Below are 26,067 nucleotides of genomic sequence, written 5' to 3'. Positions count from 1 at the left end.
GCAGGCAATGCCTGTTTTTTTATTGAGGCTTATCGTTTGAGGAGGAATGCCCCGTTGGCAAGCCAGAACACATCAGAGAACGGGAAGATGAACGTTGCAATTGACGGACCTGCCGGTGCCGGGAAAAGCACGGTGGCCCGATTGGTTGCAGAGGCGCTCGCGTATATATACGTCGATACTGGCGCGATGTACCGTGCGGTAACCTTGCATATGCTTCGAAAAGGTATTTCACCGGAAGATGTGCCAGAGGTGCTTCAGGAAACCCAAAAGCTGGTCATTGATTTACAACCGGATCCCGACGGACAGAAAGTGTTCTGTAATGGGGAAGATGTAACCTCGGAAATCCGCTCCCGTGAAGTGACGGGAATCGTGTCCCGATATGCGCAAATCGAGGGGCTGCGTACGCAATTGGTGGATACACAGCGGCAAATGGCTTTGCGCAAGGGCGTCGTCATGGATGGACGCGATATCGGAACGACAGTATTGCCCGACGCGGAAGTGAAAATCTTCATGACTGCCAGTGTGGAAGAGCGTGCACTTCGCCGCTTCAAAGAACTGGACCCCTCAGAAGGACTGACGTTGCAGCAACTTGAGCGAGACATTGCCACCCGTGACAAATTGGATGAAAGTCGGGAAATATCCCCGCTTCGTTGTGCTGAGGACGCTACAGTGCTCGATACAACCGAGATGAGCATCCATGAAGTGGTTGACAAAATCGTGTCTTATTGCACAATGGTCAGAGGAGAGATCGGTCTATGATTTACACATTTTGCAGCACATTACTGCGGATCATTTACACCATTCTTTTCCGCCTAGAGGCAGTTGGACGGGAGAACATCCCGAAAGAAGGCGGCGTACTTTTATGTTCCAATCATATCAGTAACTTTGATCCTCCAACGGTTGGTATCAAGATTCGTCGTCAGGTGCGCTTCATGGCCAAAAGCGAATTGTTTGATATTCCGGTCTTAGGCCGAATTATCAAAGCCGTAGGCGCTTTCCCTGTTAAACGTGGAGGCGTCAGCAAGGAATCCATCAAGACCTCACTCAACATTTTGCGTGGTGGTGAAGTGCTTGGCATTTTCCCTTCGGGAAGCCGACACAATGATGGAGGCATCGGCAAAAAAGGGGCAGCGAGCTTCGCTCTCCGAAGTGGTGCTACAGTTATTCCTACTGCTATTATCGGTAACTACAAGGTTTTTCGTAAGATGAAAGTAGTTTATGGAGCACCAGTTAATTTGGACGAGTTCAAGGAAGATCCTTCCGGCGATGCGCTGGAAAGAGCGACGGAGAAGATTATGTCCAAAATTAATGAGATGGTGCAAACAGGCGTGCCGAGCAAATAACGGCATCGTCAGACTGCTGAGTGCATGTTTCCATATTTTTGAGGGAAGCTAAGGATGTTCATTCAGCGATGAAAGTGTTTTGAACTCTGCTACAGGCAGGTTTGAATATAATGGGGTTTTTGAATTGAGGAGGGTATTTGACATGTCGGAAGAAATGAAAAATCAAGAAGCAACCCAAGATGAGTTGGATCAATTCGTTTCCTTGAAAAAAGGAGATACCGTAAAAGGAACCATCGTCAAATTGGAAGATAACCAAGCCTATGTGAGCATTGGATATAAATATGACGGTGTAATTCCAATTCGTGAACTGTCTTCCCTACACGTAGACAGCGCGTCTGATGCAGTTGAAGTTGGACAAGAAGTTGAAGCTAAAGTACTTAGCATCGACGACGAGAAAGAAAAACTCGTTTTGTCCAAACGTGCAATCGACAGCGAAAACGCTTGGGATCAATTGCAAAAGCATTTTGAAGACCAAGACGTATTCGAAGTTGTTGTAGGTGACGTTGTTAAAGGCGGTCTGGTAGCAGACGTGGGCGTTCGCGGATTTATCCCGGCTTCCATGGTAGAGCGCCATTTCGTTGAAGATTTCAGCGATTACAAAGGACGCACATTGCGTGTTAAAGTGAAAGAGATCGACCGTGAGAACAACAAAGTGATCCTTTCCCAAAAAGACGTACTGGAGCAAGAATTCGAAGCAAACAAAGCTACTGTTATGGCTGGTTTGCAAGAAGGTCAAGTGATCGAAGGTACGGTACAACGCTTGACTCAATTCGGTGCTTTCGTTGATGTAGGCGGAGTAGACGGATTGGTTCACGTATCTGAGCTCGCTTGGACACACGTTGACAAACCATCGGACGTTCTGTCTGAAGGCGATAAAGTAAACGTAAAAGTGCTGAAAGTTGATCCTGAAAAAGGTAAAATCAGCCTGAGCATGAAAGCTGTTCAACCAGGTCCTTGGGAAACAGCTGGCGACAAATTCAACTCTAGCGATATCGTAACAGGTGTTGTAAAACGTCTGGTTGACTTCGGTGCTTTTGTTGAAATCGCTCCTGGTGTTGAGGGACTTGTGCATATTTCGCAAATCTCCCACAAACATATTGGCACTCCGCACGAAGTATTGAAAGAAGGACAAGAAGTTCAAGTTAAAATCTTGGACATGAATCCTTCTGAGCAACGTGTAAGCCTGAGCATCAAGGAAACTGAAGAAGCTCCTGCTCAAGCGCCAAAATCAGAAAGACCTGCAAGAAACAATGCTCCACGTGAAGAAATCAACAATCCGAACGTTTCCTTGAGCAATCAAGGTCTGAGCATCACGCTCGGCGAGCGCTTCGGTGACAAACTCAGCAAATTCAAATAAGTTATAAATGCATGGTTCTTAGTTATATACTGCATATTTTGCTGAACAATAAAAGCAAGATCGGCGAGCCCCAGCGGGTTCGCCGATTGTTTTTATTGCGAGTATAACGGCATGAAACGTTAGCCAAGACAGGCGTTTTTTGCTATGATGAGTATCGTAAGTATGGACAGGAGGAGTGGAATGTATGGCAAGACCCGTTGTGGCAATTGTCGGGCGACCGAATGTGGGCAAATCCACCATTTTTAATCGGATCATCGGCGACAGATTGGCCATTGTGGAAGACAAGCCGGGCATTACCCGTGACCGTATCTACGGAATCGGCGAATGGAACGGTAAACCATTTAGCATTATCGATACAGGTGGTATCGAAATCGACGGCGAGGACGTCATTTTAAAATCAATCCGGATGCAGGCAGAGCTCGCCATTGAAGAAGCGGATGTTATTGTATTCATGTGTGATGCAAAAGCAGGGATTACGCAATCTGATGAAGAAGTCGCAGAGATGTTGTACCGCTCAGGTAAGCCTATCGTTGTAGCCGTTAACAAAGTGGATAATATCGGGCGCAGTGAGCTCATTTATGAGTTTTATGGATTTGGATTTGGTGATCCAATCGGAGTATCGGGAAGTCATGGTACAGGTGTAGGTGATTTGCTCGATGCCATCGTAGAGAAATTGCCTGAACTTGAGGAAGAGACTTACGATGACGATGTCATTCGTGTAGCTCTGATCGGACGTCCTAACGTGGGTAAATCTTCATTGGTGAATGCCATTTTGGGCGAGGAACGTGTTATTGTCAGTGATGTTGCTGGTACGACGCGGGATGCAATCGATACACCGTTTGAAAAAGACGGTCAGCGCTATGTGCTGATTGATACAGCAGGTATGCGTAAACGTGGTAAAGTCTATGAAACCACGGAGAAATACAGCGTAATGCGTGCGATGCGTGCCATTGAGCGTGCAGATGTTGTTCTGATTGTAATTAATGGCGAAGAAGGCATTATTGAGCAGGACAAGCATATTGCAGGTTATGCATTCGAAGCAGGTAAAGCTTCCATGTTTGTTGTGAACAAATGGGACGTTGTAGAGAAGTCTGATAAAACAATGAATGAGTTTGAGAAAAAAATTCGGGATCATTTCCTGTTTATGACTTACGCTCCGGTTGTATTTTTGTCAGCCAAGACAAAACAACGCTTACAAAAATTGTTGCCTGTTGTGCAACGTGTAGCACAGCAGCATACTATGCGTGTTCAGACGCATCTGCTTAACGATGTAGTATCTGATGCAGTGGCTATTAATCCGCCACCAACAGATAAAGGACGCAGAATGAGAATCAACTATGTGACTCAGGTTGCAGTTAAACCTCCGACCATGGTTATTTTTGTGAACGATCCTGAATTGATGCACTTTTCTTACGAACGTTACCTGGAGAATAAAATTCGTGCAGCGTTTGATTTTGAAGGGACGCCAATTCGCATATTTACTCGGAGGAAGTCCGACGAAGGTTAGGGGAGAAGTTTGTGATTTTACAAATCGCAGCGATTGTACTGAGCTATCTGCTCGGTTCAATCAGCTTTAGTGTCCTCCTTGCAAAAGCACTACGGGGGATCGATATCCGTCAACACGGAAGCGGAAATGCAGGGGCTACCAATACTTTGCGGATATTGGGTAAAGGACCGGCAATTCTGGTACTGCTGTTGGATGTACTCAAAGGTATTGCGGCCGTTTGGATTGGGGTTTGGTTCAGCAATGGTTCCGATTGGATTCCTGCACTCAGTGGTATAGCTGCCATTGCAGGACATAACTGGCCGCTGTACTTCCGTTTTCGCGGAGGAAAAGGAATTGCGACAGCGATCGGTGTGCTCGTAACTCTTGCACTTATTCCTGCGCTATGCGCCGGTGTATTTGCCATCCTGTCCATCGTATTGACACGATATGTTTCATTGGGTTCCCTTATTTTTGTAGCTTTGACACCGCTCTTCATCCTTGTGTTACCCGGATATTCGATGAGTATCTTCTGGGGAAGTCTGATTATTTGTCTGTTTGCGTTCTGGAGACATCGTACCAATATTGCGAAGCTCGCCAAAGGACAGGAAAATAAATTGGGATCGAAAAGCCCTGGAGGGGGAAAACGCGTTGTCTAAAAAAGTTGCTGTTCTGGTTGCGGGCAGTTGGGGTACTGCACTTGCCAGTGTATTAGCTGCCAATCAACTGGATGTGATCATGTGGACACGTGGTGAAGACCAGGCCACAGAAATCAATAATAAACATACAAACCAACGCTTCCTTCCCGATGCAGAGCTGTCACCTCGTATTCAGGCAACCACGGATATGGTGACGGCAGTTGAAGGGGCTTCTGCTGTGTTAATTGTTGCTCCTTCATCGGCGATGCGTTCGGTTGCTCATCAGCTTAAGGCCTATTACAAACCGGAAATGTTAATCATTCATGCAACCAAGGGATTTGAGACAGAAAGTCTAAAACGCATGTCCACAGTCATTTCGGAAGAACTTGAATGTGAAGAAGGACATATCGTTGTACTTTCTGGTCCAAGCCATGCGGAAGAAGTGGTTAAGCGTTGCCCAACGACGGTTGTTGTGGCATCACTGGATAAAGCTTCTGCCGAGGCCGCCCAAGGTTTATTTATGAATGCTTATTTCCGTGTGTACACGAATCGAGATATGATCGGTGTAGAATTGGCGGGAGCGTTTAAAAATATTATTGCGCTGGGAGCAGGTATGTCAGACGGGCTTAACTTTGGTGACAATGCCAAAGCAGCGTTGCTAACACGCGGGCTGGCCGAGATCACACGCATCGGTGTGGAGATGGGGGCGAATCCGCTTACGTTCTCCGGACTTGCAGGGATCGGTGATTTGGTCGTGACCGCGACTAGTCAGCACAGTCGTAACTGGAGAGCAGGTTCCTTGCTGGGCAAAGGACAGAAGCTGGACGATGTATTGAATTCCATGGGTATGGTTGTGGAAGGAATTCGGACCACACAGGCCGCCCACTTCATTTCTCAGAAATATGGTGTGCAAATGCCGATTGCAGATCAGCTTTATCACGTTCTTTTTCAGGAGAGACAGCCGCGGGATGCGGTTGAAGCTTTAATGGGACGTGATCCCAAGACCGAAATGGAAGTCATGACGCTTGAAACCTGGGAGCAGTGGCATTCCTAATGGTAGCGTAGGCAGCTTTCCCGAAATGAGAAGCTTATTCACCTTTTTTGCGGTGCACTCATATTATACACATGAGTATTGCCGGAGGAGGGGAGACGAATGGCTAACAACATTTCCAAGGAAGCGCTGAAAGCGATCAACAAAAAAACAGGGAAATCGATTACGGAAGGTGCCGTCAAGAAATTGGCGAGTACAGTAAAACCGTCCACCATGCAGAATGAAGCTCAGTTGCGCCAACTGATCAAGCAAGTATCCGCCATGGCAAAAGTGCCGGTATCTGAGGATACAGTTCAGGATATCGTGAGTGCCGTCAAAAAAAGCGGATTAAACCCAAACAGTATGGAATCATTAATGAAAATGATGATGAAAAAATAATAGATCGCGCCTGCATGCAGGCGATCGAGCAAGACAAAAAGACAAGTCGGCATTTGCCGGCTTGCTTTTTGTCTTTTTTTTGGAAAGCTGAGCAATGTTTCGTGTTATAATAGTTGCAATTGTCACAGTGTCAGTGATGAATTACGGACTGAAGGGGAGAACTCTGGATTATGAACGCGATGGACAAGATGTGGCTTTCATTGGTCGCAATCCTCATTATGGGACTATCTGTATTCCTAATTACGTTTGCTCGCTCCAAAACGAAAGGCATTGTACGGGGCATTCTTTCTTTAATCGCTTTTCTCATTATGCTGATTGGCCTTTTCGGCGGAATAGCTTCTCTGACCTGATCTTTCTCGCCTGAGAGATAACATCCGCATAAACACATCATAAGAACTGACACAACGAAAACGGATGAAGGGAAGGTGAGCCGATGAGGTCGCATGAAACGGAGGATCGGACAGAGCGCTATCCGGAATTACACGCGGCTTTGCTGGAAACGGCGAAAGCTTGGGATGCAGAGCCTTATACGTGGCTGCTTGGGGGAAGCTGTGGGTTGTTGCTCCAGCAGGTGGAATTACAGCAGGCTCCCAGAGATATTGACATTTACGCTGATATCACCGCCGCGAAGTTGCTGCATAAATCTGCGCCTGGAATGGTACTGGACGAGCCTGTCGTAGATAAGACGGGACCTTATGCCTCGCTACTCAGTCATTATCAGGTAGGGACTTGTGCCTTGGAACTGGTTGGGGGTTTCGAAGTGTGGTCACGTAAGAGTTGGTACCGCATTGAAATTGAGCATGTATTGGCCGAGTATGCACCTGAAGCCAAAGTAGGTTCTTACACATTGCGTCTAATGCCGCTTGCTCATGAGCTGTTGTTCAATCTAATGAGAGGCCGTGCCGATCGTTACGAACCCATTGCAAGGCAGATTCGGCAGATGCCTGAATCACATCAACCTCTAATGACTTTATTGGGGAAGCAAAATATATGGACAAGCCGATTCAGAGCAGAAGTGGAAGAGCTTGTTGGCTTCGAATGGCCTCAGTAAGTTAGGAGGAAGAATGATGGATTACAATATTACATTTTTACCGCAAAATAAAACGATTCGGCTAAAGCCAGGGGTAACGCTGTTAAATGCTGCACGCCGTGCAGGGGTTAAAATAGCAACGCGATGTGATGGAAAGGCAGCCTGCCTGATGTGTAAGGTGAAAGTAGATTCGGAACATCTAGCAGCGCTGCATCCACCAACAGATGCGGAGAAGCGTAAACTAGGTTCACTGCTGGATGCAGGCACTCGACTGTCATGTCAGGCGAAGGTGCGGGGATCGGTGACGGTTCATGTTCCGGAGGACCCTCTGAAGGCAGCGATTCGTAAACAGTTGGAGCGTCAGCAGCAGGAAGAGGACGATTGGTTCTAAGAATACCTGAGTGGAACGATTCAAGGAGGATACGGATGAACGTGAATATGACGAAGAACGTGAAACCAAGAAGGCAGAGGCGTCATTTGCAGAAGATGTCCTGTCTACTCTTATTCCTATTGTTTGCTTTTACAGCAACGGGGTGTATGTATCAATCCCAGAGTAATCCCGATCCCAAAATAGCTTATAGGGAAAGCGTAAGCCGTATTCAAACTGCGGTAGAAGCATTCCAACAGGATCAGGGGATTTTGCCCATGGTCAACGCAGATATGGAAACACCGAAATATGAAAAATTCAGAGTTGATCTGTCCAAGCTGAAACAGCAGGGGTATCTGGATGAAATACCCGGAACGGCGTTTGAAAGTGGTGGGAGCGCTTACTTTCTCATTCAGGATGAAGAAGTGAACCCGACAGTCAAAGTCATGGATCTTCAAACGGTACAGAAAGTAAATGATGTTCAACGAATGGTCAATCAGTACAAGTCCGTACATAACAATCAACTACCAAGTGGGGAAGAACTGTATCCGGGGCTATATGCTGTAGATATGGAACAAGCCGCACAGGCTGGTGCCCCAGCGGTTACACTGAATAGTGTATATTCGGGTCAGGAACTGCCCTTCATGATGGATGACGAGGGCAATGTCTATGTAGATTATGCTTTTGACATTATGCAGGCTGTAGAGAAGTCAGATAATGCTCCAACAAAAGTGGAAGATTTGCGTGAATTCTTGCTGGAGCATTCTTACTTTGTCCCTGTAAAATCAGTCGCCTATACCTGGCAGAATAACACCCCGATTGCAACAAAGTAATAATGAGCGTTAATTCGATTCGAATGCACGCAATCCATTGATTGTCCTTAAGGTAAAAAAAAGAGATATTCCGCATCACGGGATATCTCTTTTTTATAAGTTGGTTTATAGTCACATCATATGGTCCATAAGCTATATTCAGATTACTTTGTTCAGACCTCCACTTTATAACTCAAGTCAAGTTCATCACCGGGTAATCCCCGAATACCCCAATGACTGCGCGGTGTTTCATATATAGTAATCTCCACATCATTGGGCGACAATTTCAACTGTTCGTTCATCCGTGTGAATAATTGCTGAATGAGTTCTTTCTTGACTTGATCTGTTCGGCCTTCGAACATGCTGATTTCAATAATGGTATACCCTGCTGAACGATCAGAGGGAAAAAGAAAATCATCCGTGCTCATGGGAAAGTAACGTTGAAACTTCTTGTTCTCCGGTAATCCCACAACATCCACCATAACGGAGTGTATAACTTGTGAAAGCTGCTCTTTCAATGGGTTCAAGTGCTCACCTAGTCCATATACTTTGATCTGTGCCACGCTCATCTCACCTTTCTCAGCTCGTTATCTCTGCTCTTCTCTGCTAAAAAATGCCTTACCCTCACAGTATACCTTCTGCACGGCTTGAACGGTACCACGAGAGCCAAATGAACGAACCGGCATAAAAGCTTCGGCACGCTCATAAAGTAGATTGTAATAAAGACGCGCAGTCCGAGAGCGGGGCGATTCTCTTAAGGCAACTACCTTGAGAAAAAAACAAAAAATACGCGTCATAATGCTGCATACGGATACATAAGATGATACTAGTCCAATTGCATGTACGAGTTAACGCCGCTCTCGCCGATTTCATCAGAATGCAACGTTCGGCGGCGGACGACTTCCGGGCACTCACAAAGGCGGCTCTACCGTTGCAGGGATTTCAGTCTTCTGATTGAAAAAACGAAGCGGATGCTCTTTAGCATTTTTCCTTCGGAGTAATTTAGGGAGGGATTTCATTGGAGAAAGTGGACATTTTTAAGGACATTGCCGAGCGGACCGGAGGGGATATTTATCTCGGGGTTGTCGGCGCAGTCCGGACGGGGAAATCAACATTTATCAAACGTTTCATGGAAACAATCGTCTTGCCGAACATTACAAATGAGGCAGACCGTGCGCGGGCAGTGGATGAACTGCCACAGAGCGCAGCTGGCAAAACAATCATGACTACGGAGCCAAAATTCGTACCGAATAATGCGGTTCAAATCAAGGTCGCCGAGGGACTTGATGTCAATGTGCGCCTTGTGGATTGCGTAGGCTACGCAGTGGAAGGAGCCAAGGGATACGAGGATGAGAATGGACCACGCATGATCTCCACGCCTTGGTTTGAAGAACCAATTCCTTTCCAGGAAGCCGCCGAAATTGGCACACGCAAAGTCATTCAGGAGCATTCCACACTGGGTGTGGTGGTTACAACAGACGGCACGATCGCTGAGATTGCCCGGAGTTCCTATGTGGAATCAGAGGAACGCGTTATAGCCGAACTGAAGGAAGTAGGCAAACCGTTTGTACTGGTGATCAACTCGACTCGCCCTCGCAGTGAAGAAGCGCTGCAGTTGCGCAGTGAGCTTGCTGCCAAGTATGACATTCCGGTTATGACACTCAGTGCAGCTACAATGACAGAAGATGATGTCACAGGTGTGCTTCGCGAAGTGCTGTATGAGTTCCCTGTACATGAAGTGAATGTGAATTTGCCGAGCTGGGTGATGGTGCTGAATGAAAACCACTGGCTGCGCAGCAACTATGAAAATTCCGTTCGCGACACGGTTAAGGATATTCGCAGGCTGCGTGATGTGGATCGAGTTGTTGCTCAGTTCATGGAATACGAATTCATCGACCGAGCCGGTCTGAGCGGCATGAACATGGGGCAGGGTGTAGCAGAAATCGATCTGTATGCACCGGATGAATTATATGATCAGATCCTCGTGGAAGTTGTTGGTATTGAAATTCGAGGCAAAGATCATCTGCTGCAATTGATGCAGGAATTCTCCCATGCGAAGAGGGAGTACGATCGCTTCGCTGAGGCGCTGGAGATGGTCAAAACGACTGGCTACGGCATCGCGGCTCCATCCCTCGCCGAAATGGCATTGGATGAACCTGAACTCATCCGGCAGGGTACCAAATTCGGCGTCCGCCTGAAAGCAACCGCACCATCCATTCACATGATCCGGGTCGATGTGGAATCGGAGTTTGCACCGATTATCGGAACGGAAAAACAGAGTGAGGAACTGGTGAGGTACTTGATGCAGGACTTCGAGAACGATCCGATCAAGGTATGGGATTCAGATATGTTCGGTCGTTCACTGCATTCCATCGTGAGAGAAGGCATTCAGGGTAAAATTGCGATGATGCCAGACAACGCACGATACAAATTGCAAGAGACGCTGGGACGTATTATTAACGAAGGTTCCGGTGGATTAATCGCTATAATTCTGTAAGTCCAAAAGGCCGTAGGGGTACCCCTCGCGGTCTTTTTCTTGTTTTATTTTCATGATTCTGGATGAACTGGATAAGATACTTTAGTTTCGAATAAAAACTTAGCGAGTTTTAGCTTTAAATTACTAAAACCCATTTACATACTAGGGATTAGCCGTTATATTAATATTCAACTATTGTGATCGAGATCACAGAGAGAGTGTGAACAGGGGGAGAAAGAGATGAGAAGTAAAAATACAAAATGGGTATGGTTGAGTGTGTTGCTTGTATTTACATTGGCGCTGTCCGCTTGCGGAATTAAAAAAGAGCCTGCTTCAACTACAGCTTCCGGCGCAGCAGAGGACAAGCCTCAAACCGAAGCAGTAACAGGCCCACTCAGTGGAAAACGAATTGCACTGATCATGGAATTTAACACAGGTACGTTCTCACAGCAATATGTGCAAGGGGTTAAAGAAGAAATCGAAAAATTCGGTGGACAATTGACTACGTTTGTCGCCGATAATGATAAAGCCAAAATGGTATCGTTGCTCGATAGCGCAATTAACCAGAAATTCGATGCCATTCTAACGGATCATGGGGATTCCTTGCTGACGCCGGGCGTGAAAAAGGCAGTAAAACAAAACATTCCGGTTGTTGTGTTCGATGCAGACATTAGTGTTCCGGGAGCAACAGTGTTGTCCCAGGATGATCAAAAGATGGCTGAACTTACGCTGGAGCAAATGAAAAAAGATATCAACGGACAAGGCAATATCGTAAAAGTATGGGTTGCCGGCTTTGCACCAATGGAACGTCGTCAGGTTGCTTATGGCAAGTTCCTGAAAGAGAACCCGGATATTAAGGAGATTGCAACGTTTGGTTCAGCTCAGAACCCGGCGCTGGATACACAAGCCAAAATGGAAGCGATCCTGAAACAATATCCAAAAGGTGAAATCACAGCGGTATGGACTGCATGGGATGAGTTCGCCAAAGGTGCAGCGCGTGCCATTCAGCAAGCAGGACGTGACGAGATCAAGGTATATGGTATTGATATGAGTGATGAAGATTTACAGATGATCCAAGATCCGAAAAACCCTTGGGTAGCTTCCGCAGCGGTTGATCCAACAGACATTGGACGTGTACAAGTCCGTTATGCATACCAGAAGCTGAACGGGGATGATACAGAGGATCAAGTGGTTCTCAACCCGGTTTATGTACAGCGCGATGCGCTGCCTGACAAACAAATCTCCACTTCAGAGCTGTCCGAGTATGTTGAGGGTTGGGGAGGTAGTACACAGGGAATCAAGGAATGGATGTCGGAATACGGAGTTACTGCTAAATAAAACAGCGTAACGGAGGCGCGCCGCAAGGCGCGCTTTTTCCAACCATGATGGAATATAACTACATGAGAATAGTGACACTCCCGGAGGGGAGCGATTGGAGGTTGGCGTCATGAGTACTGCACCGATTCTGCTTCAAATGGAACATATCCACAAGCAGTTTGCAGGCATTCCTGCACTGAAAGACGTGGAGTTCTCCGTGAAAGGCGGAGAAATTCATGCGCTGCTAGGTGCGAATGGTGCCGGCAAGAGCACATTGATGAAAATTCTATCTGGTGCCTATCAACTGGATCAGGGTACTATCCAATTAAGTGGGCAAACGCTTCATCTGAATTCACCAGGCGATGCCAAAGCGAGTGGTATTCACTGTGTGTATCAAGAGGTGGATGCTGCGCTGGTTCCCCAATTGACAGCTGCCGAGAACATTATGCTGGATCAATTAGCGTCGCCGAGTGGAGGTTGGTGGAAAAGCCCGCGGAAACTGCAACAACGTGCGGCTGAAGCTTTGCAGCAATTAGGAGCGGCTATATCCGTTCACAAAAAAGTAGCCGACCTGACGCTCGCGGAGAAGCAGATGATTCTGCTCGCACGTATCCTGATTCAGGATGCCAAGGTCATTATTTTTGATGAACCAACTGCACCGCTGAGCCAGGAAGAAACGGATGCTTTTTTCCGAATTGTACATTTGTTGAAAGAACGCGGAGTGGCATGTATTTTTATTACTCACCGTCTTCCTGAAGTTACAAGTCACTGTGACCGCGTCACCGTGATGAGAGATGGACAACATGTGTTCACGGGTGAGGCAAAAGAGCTTACGATCAATGATCTGGTGACACAGATGCTCGGAAAACCGTTTGAGGAAGAGTTTCCCAAGACAGAAGCACCGGTAGGAGAAGTGTTGCTGGAAGCAAGAGGACTTCGGCGTGGAGTCCGAGTCAAGGGTGTGGACCTATCTGTTCGTCGAGGCGAAGTGCTTGCTGTAGTAGGGCTTGTAGGTGCGGGGAAAACGGAATGTTCCCGCTTGTTGATTGGTGCAGATCGGTTGGAGAGTGGAGAGATTCGGCTTAACAATCGTGAACTTCGTCTTTCCCAACCTGCTGATGCTGCTGCTCTGGGAATTGTCTCCGTGCCTGAGGAACGGCGGAAACAGGGGATTTTGATTGAGGAAAACGTGGAGCGGAATTTGAGCCTGCCTTTGCTTGGACGTCTTAGTAGATTAGGTTTTGTAAGTCGAAAGCGAGAGCGTGAGAATGCGGAATCTTTAGTGCAGCAACTCGGTATCAAAACATCGTCAGTGCGACAGGAAGTGAAGTATTTAAGCGGTGGCAATCAACAAAAGGTGGCCATTGGCAAATGGCTTAATGCCGACGCAGACGTCTTTATCTTTGATGAGCCGACAAAAGGTGTGGATATCGGCGCCAAAAGTGACATTTTTCGCATCATTAACGAACTGGCTTTGGCGGGTAAAGCTGTTATCTATTTCACGTGTGAACTGGATGAAGGATTGGGCATTGGTGATCGGATTGCAGTCATGTGTGAAGGGACGATTGTAAAGGAATTCAAACGGGGCGAGACCAATCAAGAACAGCTGCTATACTACGCAAGCGGTGGACAAGAGGTGGAAGCATGAAGGATAAATCATTAGATTTCGCGTTCCGTTATGGCGCAATTATCGTTATTATTGGTGTTATAGCATTTTTCGGTATTAAATTGCCTTATTTCTTCACGTACAGTAACTTGACCGATATTTTGGGTTCAATCTCTATCGTGACATTTGTGGCGATTGGTGTTACCTTATCTCTCATTGTTGATGGATTTGATCTTTCGGTGGGGGCGACCGTCTCGCTGACTACTGTCGTTACCGCTTCATTAATGATTTGGTATCAGCAGCCGCTGGCAGTTGTCATTATCGTCCCACTGATTATTGGTGCTGTGATTGGTTGGCTTAATTCCTTGCTAATTGTGAAACTGCGTATCCCGGATCTACTCGCTACACTTGCCACGATGTACATTATCGGTGGAATTCACAAAACGTATGCTCAAGGGTACACGATCTATAACCATATGCAGTTTCCTGACGGAAGCAAGGCTGCCGGAGAGATGGACCCCACATTTCTGCAGCTTGGGCAGGGAAAATGGCTGGGAATGCCGATTTCGGTCATTCTATTGCTCATTGCGGTTATCGGTGTGCATATCTTTTTGACGTATACGAAGTATGGGCGCCAGATGTACGTTACGGGGGGCAATGAAGAAGCGGCACGCCTATCCGGTATCAAGGTGAAAAAGGTGCGTACACTCGCTTATGTAGCTGCTGGAGTGTTTGCTGCAATCGGCGGTATTATCTATGCATCCAAAGTAGGTTCAGGGCAAATTGATGCGGGTTCTCCGTTGTTAATGGAATCCGTAGCCGCGGTATTTGTCGGATTCTCCGTATTTGGTGCAGGTAAACCAAACGTGATCGGAACATTCATTGGTTCGGTTCTGATTGGTGTACTGGTGAACGGTTTGACTATGATGAATGTTCAATATTTCACGCATGATATTGTAAAAGGTGGGGTGCTCGTGCTTGCCCTGGCGGTTACATTTTACGTGTTAAACCGCAACCGCACTTGAAATTGTGTGCTGTCTGTATTAGTATAAAATTTGTTCGGCGTCTGAAACAACCTTTGTTTGAGGCGACATTCTGCCGGAAATGACTGTTGACCGCAGGCCGAGATTTCTGTTCATCACGCTCAAGATGTACGTAGATTTTTTGTGTATGAACGTATATTTCGCTATAAAACGGAAACACAGTATAACATTCAGGACATTGATTCAGGAGGTGAAAAAACAAATGAACAAATCAGACTTGATTACACACGTGTCCGAAGCTACTGAATTGTCCAAAAAGGATGTAACGAAAGCGGTTGATGCCGTATTCGAAGCAATCTCTGAGGCTCTTCAAAGCGGAGACAAAGTACAATTGGTTGGTTTTGGGAACTTCGAAGTTCGCGAGCGCTCTGCACGTAAAGGACGCAACCCGCAAACAGGTGAAGAAATCGAAATTCCTGCGAGCAAAATTCCTGCATTCAAACCAGGTAAAGCGCTCAAAGACGGAATTAAATAAGATTTCTACATATTCCATATGTCGACAAAAAGACCGTGACTTGTTCACGGCCTTTTCTTTTGTCCTTTAATCATTTTTCTTCCTGCCGTCTAGCGACTCCGGCTCATCCGGTTGCTGCGCATAGGCAATCAGAATCAGTTCTTCTCCAGCAGCTGCGGACAGATGCTGTTCAGTTTCTTTTAACTGGTGAATATGCTCGTCTGTCAGTGCTGCGGGAATGTACTTCATAGAGACTCTCCTTTCTGTGGCTGGATCACTTGTAGTATGACCTGGGAGTAACAGATTATTGCGCTCCATTCACATAAGGGCTGGTTGACAAATGAAACAATATTTATCATCATTAACGCTATTGAACTAGGAGAGGGGATGTGCGTGATGGATCATCCAACCGGCAGTGATTATATCGTAATTAAGGCGGAGGAGAACGGTGTTCAGGTGATCGGCTTAACCCGAGGTCAGGATACCCGCTTCCACCATACGGAGAAGCTGGATAAGGGAGAAGTCATGTTTGCCCAATTTACCAATCATACTTCCGCCATTAAAATCCGTGGAAAAGCCACGCTGATCACCAAGCATGGACAAATTCAGTCGGAATAATGAAAATTGCAGGCATAGCCTGCTTTTTTTCATTGTACAATGAGGTATGAGCCTTTACCGGACAGACTACACTAACAGGTAAGGGCAGGGAGGCATTTATGAAACCGCGGATGATCGTGACTGCTTCACTGCTGGCAACGGTTGCGGCGGTCCTTCTGCTTGTTGCCATACAAACCTTACATATGCGTACCTTGGGCGGTGAAAACGTACAACCCGTTTCTGCGGCGCAGCATCCCGTCCAGCTAACAGAAGACAATCTGGTGGACGTGCTGAGCACCATGAAATTATCGACACCCATTGCCAGGGTGGAGTGGAAACGATCCATTTTGACGCTTGATCTAAAGGTTACCGGAACCAGCACAAGTTACACCGAAATCTATGGTAATATGGCTGCTGTGGCAGATCTAGGATTTCGAAGTCTGGATAACGTGGAACAGGTGATGCTGCGTGTTATGGCAGAGGATGAATGGCTTCACAAAAGACATTTGTTGCTCGCTGCCGATTTTCGGCGTGGGGAATGGCCAATGTACGCGATCGAAACGCTTCGAGACTGGAATAGTCCGATCCTCTCGGACGAATTGAAGGACTGGTTTCACATGATGGAGACCGAACTTTGGAAGAAGCAATTCGAAATGTCAAGTCCGGGGTAATAGAATAGCATGATTCAGTGCGTGCCCGATAAACATATGCTATAATATATAAGATTGTTGTGCAGAAATGGTTTAACAATGCAAAGGCTCGGAGGCTGAGAATGAATTCATATCGCGTACCCCAACTAGCAAAGAAATATACGGATTACGACATGATTCGACAACATACGGAAATCCCATCATTTCCGGATAGCCGGGCTCGTCTGCTGCAGGTATTTGTGGGCCGCACAGACGAAAAGGTTCATGATGAGCTATACGCTCTCGCAACCTCGCTCGTTCAGTTGGCCATGGATACGCATGATCGAATCGATACGATATCCGGAGAGCGTAGAGAACTGGAGATGCGTTCACGCCAGCTGAACGTGCTTGCCGGAGATTATTTCAGTAGCCGTTTCTATCAGTTGCTTGCCCATGCAGGCAAAATTGAAATGATCGGTAAACTTAGTGGTGCTGTATCCGAAGTGAATGCACGCAAGATGACGCTGTATGAACGGATGAAAAAGCTTCTCGTTTCGGCTGAAGAATACTTGCGTGAAACAGTACAGCTGAAGATGCAGCTGTTTCTTTCTTTTACAGGCATGATCCGCGATAACGAAGCATCACTATGGAACGACCTGTTGGCCGAATTCAGCTACTGCGAGGCAATTATGGAAGAGCTGCATCGGATGAATGACGAACAGAACTTTTATCACAGTTATGCTTTCTGGCATATTTACGAGTATGGCAATGACGACGAGCGCAATACGCTGCGTCAGCCGGAGCCTGATACAAGAGCATGGAGTGGTATGGTGCATAAGTATCGAATCGGCGAGTTTTTGCTGGACAAGCTTCGTGAGTGTACACACCGTATACAACTGTTGCTGCAAGACGAGGAAGATCAACTGGGCCTGCAAGAAATTGATGCAATCCTGGAGCCTTACTTGACGTATTTGCAGCCTTCACATGCGGCAGTAAGGGAAGATTGAGGGGGAGACAACGAATGGGGAGCGGAGAGACCAAACCTAAAGAAGAATTTGTCCATTCTGTTTTTCAGAGTATAGCAGGTAAATATGACGTCATGAATGATATCCTGAGTTTCCGCAGACACAAGGCTTGGCGCAAATTTACGATGAAGAAAATGAATATGTCCAAAGGCGATACCGGTCTTGATTTGTGCTGCGGCACATGTGATTGGACGCTTGCGATGGCTGAAGCAAGTGAAACAGGTCACATGCATGGACTGGATTTCAGCAGCAACATGTTGGAGGTTGGACAAATCAAAGTTGACGCTGTAAATCGGCAAAAACAAATTACGTTGGTACAGGGCAATGCAATGTCACTTCCCTTTGAAGACAATTCATTCGATTATGTAACGATTGGATTTGGACTGCGCAATGTACCGGATCTTAGACAGGTTCTGTCGGAGATGAAGCGTGTAGTGAAACCGGGTGGCATGGTGGTGTGTCTGGAATTGTCCAAGCCGACATGGCAACCGTTTAAAGGTATTTATTATTTTTATTTTGAACAAGTATTACCCAATCTTGCCAAATTGTTTGCCAAACGTTATGAGCAGTATAAATGGCTGCCCGACTCACTTGCACTTTTTCCAGGAAGGAAGGAACTGGCCGACATTTTCGCTGAAACTGGATTGCAGCAAGTGCAGGCCTACCCTCTAACCGGAGGCGTCGCGGCACTGCATATTGGAACCAAGGAGAATCAGCATGTTTAGGAAAATTCGCATCTTTTTAGAAATGATCAAAATTGAACATACGCTTTTCGCTTTACCTTTTGCATTTATGGGAGCCATCCTCGGTTCCATGGTAGTGAATGATACATTCCCGACCTGGATGCAGATTATGTGGGTATTACTGGCTATGATTGGTGCAAGAAGTGCTGCTTTTGGCTTGAACCGCATGATTGACCAGGCCATAGACAAGAAAAATCCACGTACCGCGATGAGAGCAATTCCGGCCGGTTTGTTGAAAAACGGTGAGGTCGTTATTTTTATCATAGTATCATTTGTGCTCTTGTTCTGGGCCTCATCCAACCTTAACGTGTTATCCATGCAGCTGTTGCCGATAGCTGTATTTATGCTGGTTTTGTATTCATATACCAAACGTTTCACCTGGTTGTGCCACGTAGTGCTCGGTATGACCATTGGTCTGGCTCCACTTGGGGGTTGGGTAGCAGTAACGGGTACGATGGATTGGACAGCGATTGTGCTGTACGTTACGATTGTGTTCTGGACTGCAGGGTTCGATATCATCTATGCATGTCAGGATCTGGATTTTGATCAGGGCGAGGGCCTTCATTCCATACCTTCCCGTTTTGGTCTTAACAAATCATTGCAGATCGCAAAGTTCTTCCACGTGATTACAGCAATCGGTTTTCTTGCTTTGTTATTGTTGACCGATCTGAGCTGGTGGTATGGAGCCGGAATGCTGATAACTTATGGTATCCTCTTCTATGAACACTATATTGTATCGCCAAATGACATGAGCCGTGTACAAACAGCATTCTTTACGATGAACAGTGTGCTGAGTTTAGTGGTATTTACGTTTACCCTGATTGATTTGGCGGTGAAATAAAGATGCAGCAGCCGGACAATAAACGACTTGTTGTCGGAATTACCGGGGCCAGTGGAAGTATATATGGCATCAGATTAATTGAAACGCTGCTTGATCTGGAATACACTGTGCATCTGGTGATCTCCAATGCCGGGTGGCGTGTATTAAAAGAAGAAATGGACTGGGATGTTACGAATCGGGACCGTGTGCTGGAAGAAAAATTTGGTGGTCGTGCGGGTTCCCTAATCTATCATCCCGTTAGTGATATTGGTGCCTCCATCGCGAGTGGTTCTTTCCTGGCAGAAGGCATGATTATAATGCCATGCTCCATGGGTACTCTTTCATCCATTGCACAAGGGTCATCGGACAATCTGATGTCCCGGGCTGCTGATGTCATGATGAAAGAGGGAAGAACGCTGATTCTGGTGCCACGTGAGACGCCACTGCATGCAATTCATCTGGAAAACATGCTGAAACTCTCACGGCTTGGTGTCCGCATGATACCGGCCATGCCTGCTTTTTATTACAAACCCCAAACGATGGACGAGTTGATTCTGTTTCTAGTGGGTAAAGTGCTCGATAGTCTGCGCATCCCGCATCAACTGTTTACCAGGTGGGGAGAACCGGATGAACGGGGATAGCTTCTGAGCTTCCTGCAATTTTGAATCTGCTGACCGAATTGCAGGGCAATTTGCTGTCCCCCAATCCCGGGGTATTGGTGAGCGCTGATGGTGATGTTTGGATGGAACCACAGCCTTGACCCATGCTCCGGCAACTTCTGTACTTATGTTTCAGAACAAGTCGCAGAGTTTAATTCCCGGATGTCGGCCTTGACATTCGAAGAAGATTAGTACGTCTCAGAAGAACACAAGCAGGAAAGGCAAGCCCTGGTTTTTCGTTATGCCTGCAGGCCCGACTTGCTGGAGGGGAAGGTAAGCATGGATTTATGGACTGACAATACGCTGACACGGGTGAACGAATGAAACTATTGGATATTTTCGGGTTGTTAAAAAAAGACATGGACTACATTGAAAAAGAGCTGTATCGCAGTGTTCAGGGAGAACAGAAACTGCTAAGCGAAACGTCACTTCACCTGCTCAAGGCAGGGGGTAAGCGTTTGCGTCCGGTATTTGTGTTACTCGGTGGGAAATTCGGTACATACGACATTGAACGTCTGAAGCTGGTAGCGGTTCCGTTGGAACTGATTCATTCGGCTTCTCTGGTTCACGATGATGTTATTGATAATGCAGCGACACGGAGAGGTAAACCAACGGTGAAGTCCAAATGGGATAATCGGATTGCCATGTACACCGGAGATTACATTTACGGCAAGGCGCTTGAGATGACTGCGGGCCTGTCAGATCCGGCGATACACCGTATTCTGGCCAAAGCGATGGTGCAGATGTCCATTGGTGAAATGGAGCAAATTCGGGACTTTTTCAATACGGGACAAAGTGTACGTAACTATCTCTTGCGAATTCGTCGCAAAACGGCGCTTCTTATTGCTGTCAGCTGCCAGCTGGGGGCGCTTGCTACTCGTGCGCCGGAACATGTATCTTCGTTGCTGTACACCTACGGTTACAACGTGGGTATGGCGTTCCAGATTCAAGATGATGTACTTGATCTGGTTGGCACCGAAAAGCAACTGGGCAAGCCTCCAGGCAGTGATATGAAGCAGGGGAATATTACGCTGCCTGTACTGTATGCATTGCAGGAACCTAATTTGCGTGAACCTTTGCTGAAGGAGATAGCCCGCGTTCAGCACGAGGAGGGACGGGCGAGTGCATCCGATGCAATTGGAATGATTCGCCAAAGTCAAGGAATTGCTAAAGCAGAAGCCCTGGCTGACCGATATATGAAGAAAGCGCTCGATGCTCTGGATCAACTGCCTAACATCAAGACCACCAAAAACTTACGTGATATCGCTCATTTTGTGGTCAAACGTACGCATTAATATGTTTGAACATAGACTGCTATGGACGGGCATCTTTTCATGAATGCAGTTCCTCGTGTAGCTGTCTCACTCAAAAAATAACATTCATGTGATATTCCTCATTGGGAGGATTTGGACATGTATGTTACAATCAAAGGGATTGCGTTTACATAATGAAATAACTTTGAACCGTGAGTGAGGAGTGAGCCTATGGATCGTACATTTTTGATGGTGAAGCCGGATGGTGTGCAGCGTGGTTTGATAGGGCGTATCGTTAGCCGTCTGGAAGACAAAGGATTTAAGTTGGTGGCAGGCAAGCTGGTGCAGATGTCTGAAGATCAGGCCAAACGCCATTATGCTGAACATGAGGGGAAACCGTTCTTCGATGATCTGGTTCGTTTTATCACATCTGGACCTGTATTTGCTATGGTCTGGGAAGGTGACGACATCGTGGCGCTTGCGCGCATTGTAATCGGGAAAACCAATGTGAAGGAAGCGGCTCCGGGTACAATTCGCGGAGATTTCGCCAGCCATACACCGCATAATCTGATTCATGGGGCGGATTCACCGGAAAGCGCCACTCGTGAAGCAGCGAACTTCTTTACTCCGGATGAGCTGGTAACGTACGACAAGAGCATCGCAGCCTGGTTGTAATTTTTTAGCCAGAAGGGTGATACGATGCTGGAGCAGGAACAACTACTAGACCCGGATTACACCGGATTTATTCGGAAAATCAAAGAGAGCACAGGCATTGATCTTGCTCAATACAAGGAAGGCCAGATGAAAAGAAGGCTGACCACACTTCGTAACAAAAACGGATTTCATACGTTTTCTATCTTTTTTGATGCCATGCAGAAGGACAAGTCTCTGTTTTATGAGTTTCTGGATCGCATGACCATTAACGTCTCGGAATTTTGGCGTAACCCCAATCGCTGGGAAGTACTGCGGGATGAAATCCTGCCTGAGTTGCTGGGTCCGAAGCGTGGCGTTAAAGTGTGGAGTGCCGCTTGTTCCACAGGCGAAGAACCTTACACTTTGGCGATGATTCTGGACACGATGGGCATTCTTAAGGGAAGCTCCATTACGGCAAGTGACTTGGACGAAGGAGCTCTCGCTAAAGCCAAGGAAGGGCGTTATATGGAACGCTCGCTCAAAGATGTACCGAAGGAAACAGCAAATCGATACTTCAAGCAGGATGGCTTGGTGTACCGTATTGATGAACAACTGAAAAGTTCAGTCAAGTTCATGAAGCAGAATCTGTTACTCGATCGTTTTGACGAAGGATATGATCTGATTGTGTGCCGCAATGTCATGATCTATTTTACCGAGGAAGCCAAAAACCTGTTGTATCACAAGTTTGCAACAAGTTTGCGTCCAGGTGGTATTTTGTTCGTGGGCAGTACGGAACAGATTTTTTCCCCGGGGCAATATGGTCTGGAAACAGCGGAAACATTCTTTTATCGCAAAAAATAATCTCAATTATTTCATAACCGTCTGGCGTGCACATGTATATGTGTCCAGGCGGTTATTTGCATAATAAATGAATGGATATTTCTCATACACGTCGGAATCTCAATCAATCACCATTCGAGTCCAATCCAATTTAGGACAAGAAACGACCGACTTTCTTGTCAAAGCCGGTCAGCTATACTATAATAAGCAAAGAAATTATGGGATTTTAGCAATGTGAAGTTTAACAGTTTAAAGGGGGAACGTATTATGAGTTTACGCTATTTAACCGCAGGGGAGACGCACGGACCCCAATTAACCGCAATTATTGAAGGATTGCCAAGCAATCTGAATATTGACTTTGAAGAGCTGAATTTTCAGCTTCACCGCCGCCAAAAGGGATATGGCCGTGGACGTCGCATGCAAATTGAGAAGGATCAGGCCAATTTCGTTGGTGGTATTCGTCACGGATATACAACAGGTGCTCCTGTAGCGTTGGTTGTTCAAAATAATGACTGGAAACACTGGCAGAATATTATGAATATTGAGCCGATTGAAGGCAGTGACGAAGAGAAACGTCGCGTTCATCGTCCACGTCCGGGACATGCTGATTTGAATGGCGGGCTCAAATATAACCTGAAAGATTTGCGTAATGTGCTGGAGCGTTCCAGTGCGCGTGAGACAACGGTACGTGTAGCATGTGGTGCTATTGCACGTCAATTCCTTGCTGAATTCGGGATCAAAGTGGCTGGACGTGTGTTGCGTATCGGAGAAATCGAAGCTCCTTATCAAGATCTGCCGATTGATGAACTGATCGAAGTGACAGAAGCTTCTTCCGTACGTGTAACTGATGCAGAAACCGAGAAGAAGATGGAAGCTTACATCGACCAGATCAAGCAGGAAGGCGACTCCATCGGTGGAATCGTGGAATGCATCGTTGAAGGTGTGCCTGTGGGTCTTGGTAGCCACGTACAATATGACCGTAAACTGGATGCACGGATTGCTCAGGGTGTGATGTCCATTAACGCATTCAAAGGTGTGGAAATTGGTATCGGGTTCGAAGCCGGAACGATTCGTGGTTCTCAGGTGCATGATGAAATCGTGCATAGTGAAGAGCGTGGTTACCACCGAGCTACCAACCGTTTGGGCGGATTCGAGGGCGGAATGACTAACGGTATGCCAGTAGTGGTACGTGGGGTTATGAAACCTATTCCTACGTTGTACAAACCGCTTCAAAGTGTGGATATCGATACAAAAGAAGCATTTACAGCTCAGGTTGAGCGTTCTGATGCATGTGCTGTTCCGGCAGCTAGTGTAGTAATGGAGCATGTGGTAGCCTGGGAAATTGCAAAAGCTTTCCTTGAGAAATTTGGCGGAGACTCCATGGAGGAAATCCGCGCGAACTTTGCCAACTACAATAATCAACTGGAGAATTACTAAGATGCGCCAGCTGACAGTGCAGTTGGAGGAACGCTCATATCCAATCCTGATTGGCAGCGGCCTGTTGGCTCAAGCGCCTCAATATTTTGAGCAATATGGCTTAACCAAAAAAAGCCCCTTACTCATTATTACTGATGATCATGTGGCACCCAAATACTTGTCCGATCTGGAACAAACACTGCGTACGGCTGGTTTTACAGTCGTCTCCGCAGTTGTTCCATCTGGTGAAACATCGAAATCCCTTTCGGTATATCAGGATATGATGACGGCCGCCATCGAAGGCAAACTGGATCGCAGTTCGGCAATTGTTGCTTTAGGCGGCGGTGTAGTAGGGGATCTGGCTGGTTTTGTTGCTGCTACATATATGCGTGGAATCAAGTTTGTACAGGTGCCTACGACGATCCTGGCGCATGACAGCAGTGTTGGCGGCAAAGTAGCTGTCAATCATCCGCTGGCTAAAAATATGATCGGTGCATTCCATCAGCCAGAGCTGGTGCTCTATGATGTGGATACTCTTCAAACCTTGCCGCCACGCGATGTCTCTGCTGGTTTGTCAGAGATGCTGAAGCACGGACTGATTCGGGACGAAGCTTTTGCATACTGGTGTGAGGAGCATGCGGATGAACTGCTTGCCCTTGATCCGGAGGCTTTGGGATATGGCTTGGAACGAGGCTGTGGTATCAAGGCAGAGATTGTATCGCGTGACGAACGTGAAAATGGAGAACGTGCATTGTTAAACCTGGGTCATACGATTGGTCATGCCATTGAAGCGATTGCCGGTTACGGCGAATTTCTGCATGGAGAAGCCATCTCGATTGGTATGGCGGGTTCGGCATTGCTCGGCGAAAAGTTGGGAGCCCCAGCAGGACTCTATGACGATACGGTTCGCATGTTGCGTTCATTGCGCCTGCCGGTGACGATGCCAAAACATTTGGATACGGATGCATTAATGGATGCAATGATGCACGACAAAAAGTTCCGTGAGGGCCATATGGTCTTCATTATTCCTGACCGGATCGGCGCTGCCAGAATTGTGAAGGATGTACCGGTATCGGCAGTACGCGACGTCATTGAAATGCTCAAGAAGGGAGATTAAAAGTGATGGTTACTCGGGGAATTCGCGGGGCTACTACGGTCACGCATAATAACGAAGAACATATTTTGAAAGAAACGGCTGTACTATTGCAGGAAATCGTGGATCGTAACGAGATTCAACCCGAAGATATTTGCAGTGTGTGGATTACGATGACTGGAGATCTGGATGCAGCTTTCCCAGCAAAGGCAATTCGTCAGTTGGATGGCTGGGAGCTTGTACCTTTGATGTGTGCGCTGGAAGTTCCGGTTGCAGGTGCCTTGCCACAGTGCATCCGTTTTATGGTACATGTTAACACTGCAAAAGGTCAGAATGAAATCAACCATGTGTATCTTAACGGTGCACAGTCTCTGCGTCCCGATTTGGCGGCACCTTCCAATTCGTAAGATTAGAGTGGTTGTCAAATCATTCTGAATGATGTATAGTGAGAACCAGTTGAGTAGAGTAGAGATTGAGCTGAGAGCAGCTGAGATGAGTGGAGTATATAGCAGAGTCCAGCGGGTGGTAACCGGAGTAACAGAAGCCGGTCAACTGATTCGCGGTACGTCGAGCTACGGAATTATTAGAAACAGGATGAAGGAATGCAAACGTGTCTAGCGACATCGTTTTGTTTAGGTATAATACGACCGATATCCTCTTGCATTTCATGAAAGAATGAGTGCTATGGGTGAGAATCAGTGTATGCCGGTACATTTCCTTTTTATTTGATGGATTTGTATTACATCCATACAACAGCCTGTGTGATAATTCGGTAAGTATGCATGTATAGGGACTTGTTATTTATGAAGCACCAACCTGTTGAAACAGCTTATAACCAAACCTCTACCTGATGGTAGAGGTTTTTTTGTTGTATATTGAATTGTTTCTTCTACCCATATAGGTTCAACTAAACTTTTTACACAAAAACGGAGAGGACAGAAATAACCTGAAGAAGCGGAGCGTTCGCCTTTATCACCGGATTTTCCCTTTAGAAAGGGAATCAA

31 protein-coding genes are annotated in these 26,067 nt (G+C 46.7%); 29 read left to right on the top strand and 2 right to left on the bottom strand.

Translation table 11 applies throughout. The annotated features are described in order from the left end of the window. The first annotated feature begins 54 nt into the window (after positions 1-54). From cmk to BLV50_RS10750, 11 genes are all read left to right on the top strand, one after another. Positions 55-759, top strand: a complete 705-nt coding sequence (cmk, locus tag BLV50_RS10800; protein WP_063566751.1) for a (d)CMP kinase — start codon at positions 55-57, stop codon at positions 757-759. Continuing rightward, the gene (locus tag BLV50_RS10795) at positions 756-1,343 is read left to right on the top strand and encodes a lysophospholipid acyltransferase family protein (RefSeq protein WP_090807401.1); all 588 of its coding nucleotides are present in this window, start codon (positions 756-758) and stop codon (positions 1,341-1,343) included. Before cmk ends, BLV50_RS10795 begins: the two co-directional genes overlap by 4 nt. 142 nt (positions 1,344-1,485) lie before the next feature. Then, positions 1,486-2,700, top strand: a complete 1,215-nt coding sequence (gene rpsA / locus BLV50_RS10790; protein ID WP_063566753.1) for a 30S ribosomal protein S1 — start codon at positions 1,486-1,488, stop codon at positions 2,698-2,700. Positions 2,701-2,884: 184 nt separating this feature from the next. Then, entirely contained in the window at positions 2,885-4,207 is a 1,323-nt protein-coding gene (der, locus tag BLV50_RS10785) for a ribosome biogenesis GTPase Der (protein WP_063566754.1), read from the top strand. Positions 4,208-4,218: 11 nt separating this feature from the next. Beyond that, positions 4,219-4,842, top strand: coding sequence for a glycerol-3-phosphate 1-O-acyltransferase PlsY (gene plsY / locus BLV50_RS10780; protein ID WP_063566755.1), 624 nt, complete (start codon positions 4,219-4,221; stop codon positions 4,840-4,842). Beyond that, positions 4,835-5,875, top strand: a complete 1,041-nt coding sequence (locus tag BLV50_RS10775) for an NAD(P)H-dependent glycerol-3-phosphate dehydrogenase (RefSeq protein ID WP_090807399.1) — start codon at positions 4,835-4,837, stop codon at positions 5,873-5,875. The genes plsY and BLV50_RS10775 overlap by 8 nt, the downstream gene beginning before the upstream one ends. A gap of 99 nt (positions 5,876-5,974) precedes the next feature. After that, a complete protein-coding gene (locus tag BLV50_RS10770) occupies positions 5,975-6,250 on the top strand; it encodes a stage VI sporulation protein F (RefSeq protein ID WP_024630680.1) in 276 nt (91 codons plus the stop codon). A 170-nt stretch (positions 6,251-6,420) separates the two neighbouring features. Next, positions 6,421-6,600: a DUF2768 family protein gene (locus tag BLV50_RS10765; RefSeq protein ID WP_090807397.1), complete on the top strand. Its 180-nt coding sequence runs from the start codon at positions 6,421-6,423 to the stop codon at positions 6,598-6,600. Between the two features lie 83 nt (positions 6,601-6,683). Beyond that, positions 6,684-7,301: a hypothetical protein gene (locus tag BLV50_RS10760; RefSeq protein ID WP_063566758.1), complete on the top strand. Its 618-nt coding sequence runs from the start codon at positions 6,684-6,686 to the stop codon at positions 7,299-7,301. Between the two features lie 16 nt (positions 7,302-7,317). After that, positions 7,318-7,671: a 2Fe-2S iron-sulfur cluster-binding protein gene (locus tag BLV50_RS10755; RefSeq protein WP_063566759.1), complete on the top strand. Its 354-nt coding sequence runs from the start codon at positions 7,318-7,320 to the stop codon at positions 7,669-7,671. A gap of 35 nt (positions 7,672-7,706) precedes the next feature. Continuing rightward, the gene (locus BLV50_RS10750) at positions 7,707-8,480 is read left to right on the top strand and encodes a hypothetical protein (RefSeq protein ID WP_083584849.1); all 774 of its coding nucleotides are present in this window, start codon (positions 7,707-7,709) and stop codon (positions 8,478-8,480) included. A gap of 152 nt (positions 8,481-8,632) precedes the next feature. On the opposite strand, the gene BLV50_RS10745 is transcribed toward BLV50_RS10750, so the two are convergent. Then, complete coding sequence (locus BLV50_RS10745; RefSeq protein ID WP_090807395.1) at positions 8,633-9,022, bottom strand: tautomerase family protein; 390 nt, start codon at positions 9,020-9,022, stop codon at positions 8,633-8,635. A 455-nt stretch (positions 9,023-9,477) separates the two neighbouring features. On the opposite strand from BLV50_RS10745, the gene spoIVA reads away from it, so the two are divergent. From spoIVA to BLV50_RS10720, 5 genes are all read left to right on the top strand, one after another. Then, on the top strand, positions 9,478-10,956 hold the full coding sequence (gene spoIVA / locus BLV50_RS10740) for a stage IV sporulation protein A (protein WP_024630674.1): 1,479 nt from the start codon (positions 9,478-9,480) through the stop codon (positions 10,954-10,956). Between the two features lie 219 nt (positions 10,957-11,175). Further along, entirely contained in the window at positions 11,176-12,273 is a 1,098-nt protein-coding gene (locus BLV50_RS10735; protein ID WP_063566761.1) for a sugar ABC transporter substrate-binding protein, read from the top strand. A 109-nt stretch (positions 12,274-12,382) separates the two neighbouring features. Then, positions 12,383-13,900 (top strand): sugar ABC transporter ATP-binding protein, encoded by a 1,518-nt coding sequence (locus BLV50_RS10730; protein WP_064636844.1) that lies wholly within the window; start codon positions 12,383-12,385, stop codon positions 13,898-13,900. Beyond that, positions 13,897-14,883, top strand: a complete 987-nt coding sequence (locus BLV50_RS10725; protein ID WP_063566763.1) for an ABC transporter permease — start codon at positions 13,897-13,899, stop codon at positions 14,881-14,883. The genes BLV50_RS10730 and BLV50_RS10725 overlap by 4 nt, the downstream gene beginning before the upstream one ends. Before the next feature lie 220 nt (positions 14,884-15,103). Next, on the top strand, positions 15,104-15,376 hold the full coding sequence (locus BLV50_RS10720; protein WP_024630670.1) for an HU family DNA-binding protein: 273 nt from the start codon (positions 15,104-15,106) through the stop codon (positions 15,374-15,376). A gap of 66 nt (positions 15,377-15,442) precedes the next feature. Here the strand turns inward: BLV50_RS10720 and BLV50_RS32730 are convergent, their stop codons facing one another. Continuing rightward, positions 15,443-15,604 carry a hypothetical protein gene (locus BLV50_RS32730; protein WP_157258423.1) on the bottom strand — a complete coding sequence of 54 codons (162 nt, stop codon included), beginning with the start codon at positions 15,602-15,604 and terminating at the stop codon, positions 15,443-15,445. Between the two features lie 147 nt (positions 15,605-15,751). Here BLV50_RS32730 and mtrB point away from each other — a divergent pair, with 147 nt between their 5' ends. The 13 genes from mtrB to BLV50_RS32725 all read left to right on the top strand — a co-directional run bounded on the left by mtrB (position 15,752) and on the right by BLV50_RS32725 (position 25,681). Further along, positions 15,752-15,973, top strand: coding sequence for a trp RNA-binding attenuation protein MtrB (gene mtrB / locus BLV50_RS10715; protein WP_024630669.1), 222 nt, complete (start codon positions 15,752-15,754; stop codon positions 15,971-15,973). Positions 15,974-16,071: 98 nt separating this feature from the next. After that, on the top strand, positions 16,072-16,623 hold the full coding sequence (locus BLV50_RS10710) for a hypothetical protein (protein WP_063566764.1): 552 nt from the start codon (positions 16,072-16,074) through the stop codon (positions 16,621-16,623). 101 nt (positions 16,624-16,724) lie between these two features. Next, a complete protein-coding gene (locus tag BLV50_RS10705) occupies positions 16,725-17,588 on the top strand; it encodes a heptaprenyl diphosphate synthase component 1 (RefSeq protein WP_063566765.1) in 864 nt (287 codons plus the stop codon). A 14-nt stretch (positions 17,589-17,602) separates the two neighbouring features. Continuing rightward, positions 17,603-18,331, top strand: coding sequence for a demethylmenaquinone methyltransferase (locus tag BLV50_RS10700; protein ID WP_090807393.1), 729 nt, complete (start codon positions 17,603-17,605; stop codon positions 18,329-18,331). Next, positions 18,324-19,190: a UbiA-like polyprenyltransferase gene (locus BLV50_RS10695; RefSeq protein WP_063566766.1), complete on the top strand. Its 867-nt coding sequence runs from the start codon at positions 18,324-18,326 to the stop codon at positions 19,188-19,190. Before BLV50_RS10700 ends, BLV50_RS10695 begins: the two co-directional genes overlap by 8 nt. 2 nt (positions 19,191-19,192) lie before the next feature. After that, complete coding sequence (locus BLV50_RS10690; RefSeq protein ID WP_063566767.1) at positions 19,193-19,810, top strand: UbiX family flavin prenyltransferase; 618 nt, start codon at positions 19,193-19,195, stop codon at positions 19,808-19,810. Positions 19,811-20,148: 338 nt separating this feature from the next. Continuing rightward, entirely contained in the window at positions 20,149-21,123 is a 975-nt protein-coding gene (locus BLV50_RS10685; RefSeq protein ID WP_063566768.1) for a polyprenyl synthetase family protein, read from the top strand. A gap of 189 nt (positions 21,124-21,312) precedes the next feature. Then, complete coding sequence (ndk, locus tag BLV50_RS10680) at positions 21,313-21,756, top strand: nucleoside-diphosphate kinase (RefSeq protein WP_063566769.1); 444 nt, start codon at positions 21,313-21,315, stop codon at positions 21,754-21,756. Positions 21,757-21,780: 24 nt separating this feature from the next. Then, entirely contained in the window at positions 21,781-22,575 is a 795-nt protein-coding gene (locus tag BLV50_RS10675) for a CheR family methyltransferase (protein ID WP_064636850.1), read from the top strand. Positions 22,576-22,821: 246 nt separating this feature from the next. Continuing rightward, a complete protein-coding gene (gene aroC / locus BLV50_RS10670; protein ID WP_063566771.1) occupies positions 22,822-23,991 on the top strand; it encodes a chorismate synthase in 1,170 nt (389 codons plus the stop codon). A 1-nt stretch (position 23,992) separates the two neighbouring features. Further along, on the top strand, positions 23,993-25,087 hold the full coding sequence (gene aroB / locus BLV50_RS10665; protein ID WP_090807391.1) for a 3-dehydroquinate synthase: 1,095 nt from the start codon (positions 23,993-23,995) through the stop codon (positions 25,085-25,087). A gap of 5 nt (positions 25,088-25,092) precedes the next feature. Next, positions 25,093-25,470 carry a chorismate mutase gene (aroH, locus tag BLV50_RS10660; RefSeq protein ID WP_063566773.1) on the top strand — a complete coding sequence of 126 codons (378 nt, stop codon included), beginning with the start codon at positions 25,093-25,095 and terminating at the stop codon, positions 25,468-25,470. A 49-nt stretch (positions 25,471-25,519) separates the two neighbouring features. Next, a complete protein-coding gene (locus tag BLV50_RS32725) occupies positions 25,520-25,681 on the top strand; it encodes a hypothetical protein (RefSeq protein ID WP_170867816.1) in 162 nt (53 codons plus the stop codon). The last annotated feature ends 386 nt before the right edge of the window (positions 25,682-26,067 follow it).

Source organism: Paenibacillus sp. 276b, assembly GCF_900107875.1.
Taxonomy (GTDB): domain Bacteria; phylum Bacillota; class Bacilli; order Paenibacillales; family Paenibacillaceae; genus Paenibacillus; species Paenibacillus marchantiae.
Note: the sequence above shows the minus strand (reverse complement) of the source record. Positions and strands in the feature narration are given on the sequence as shown.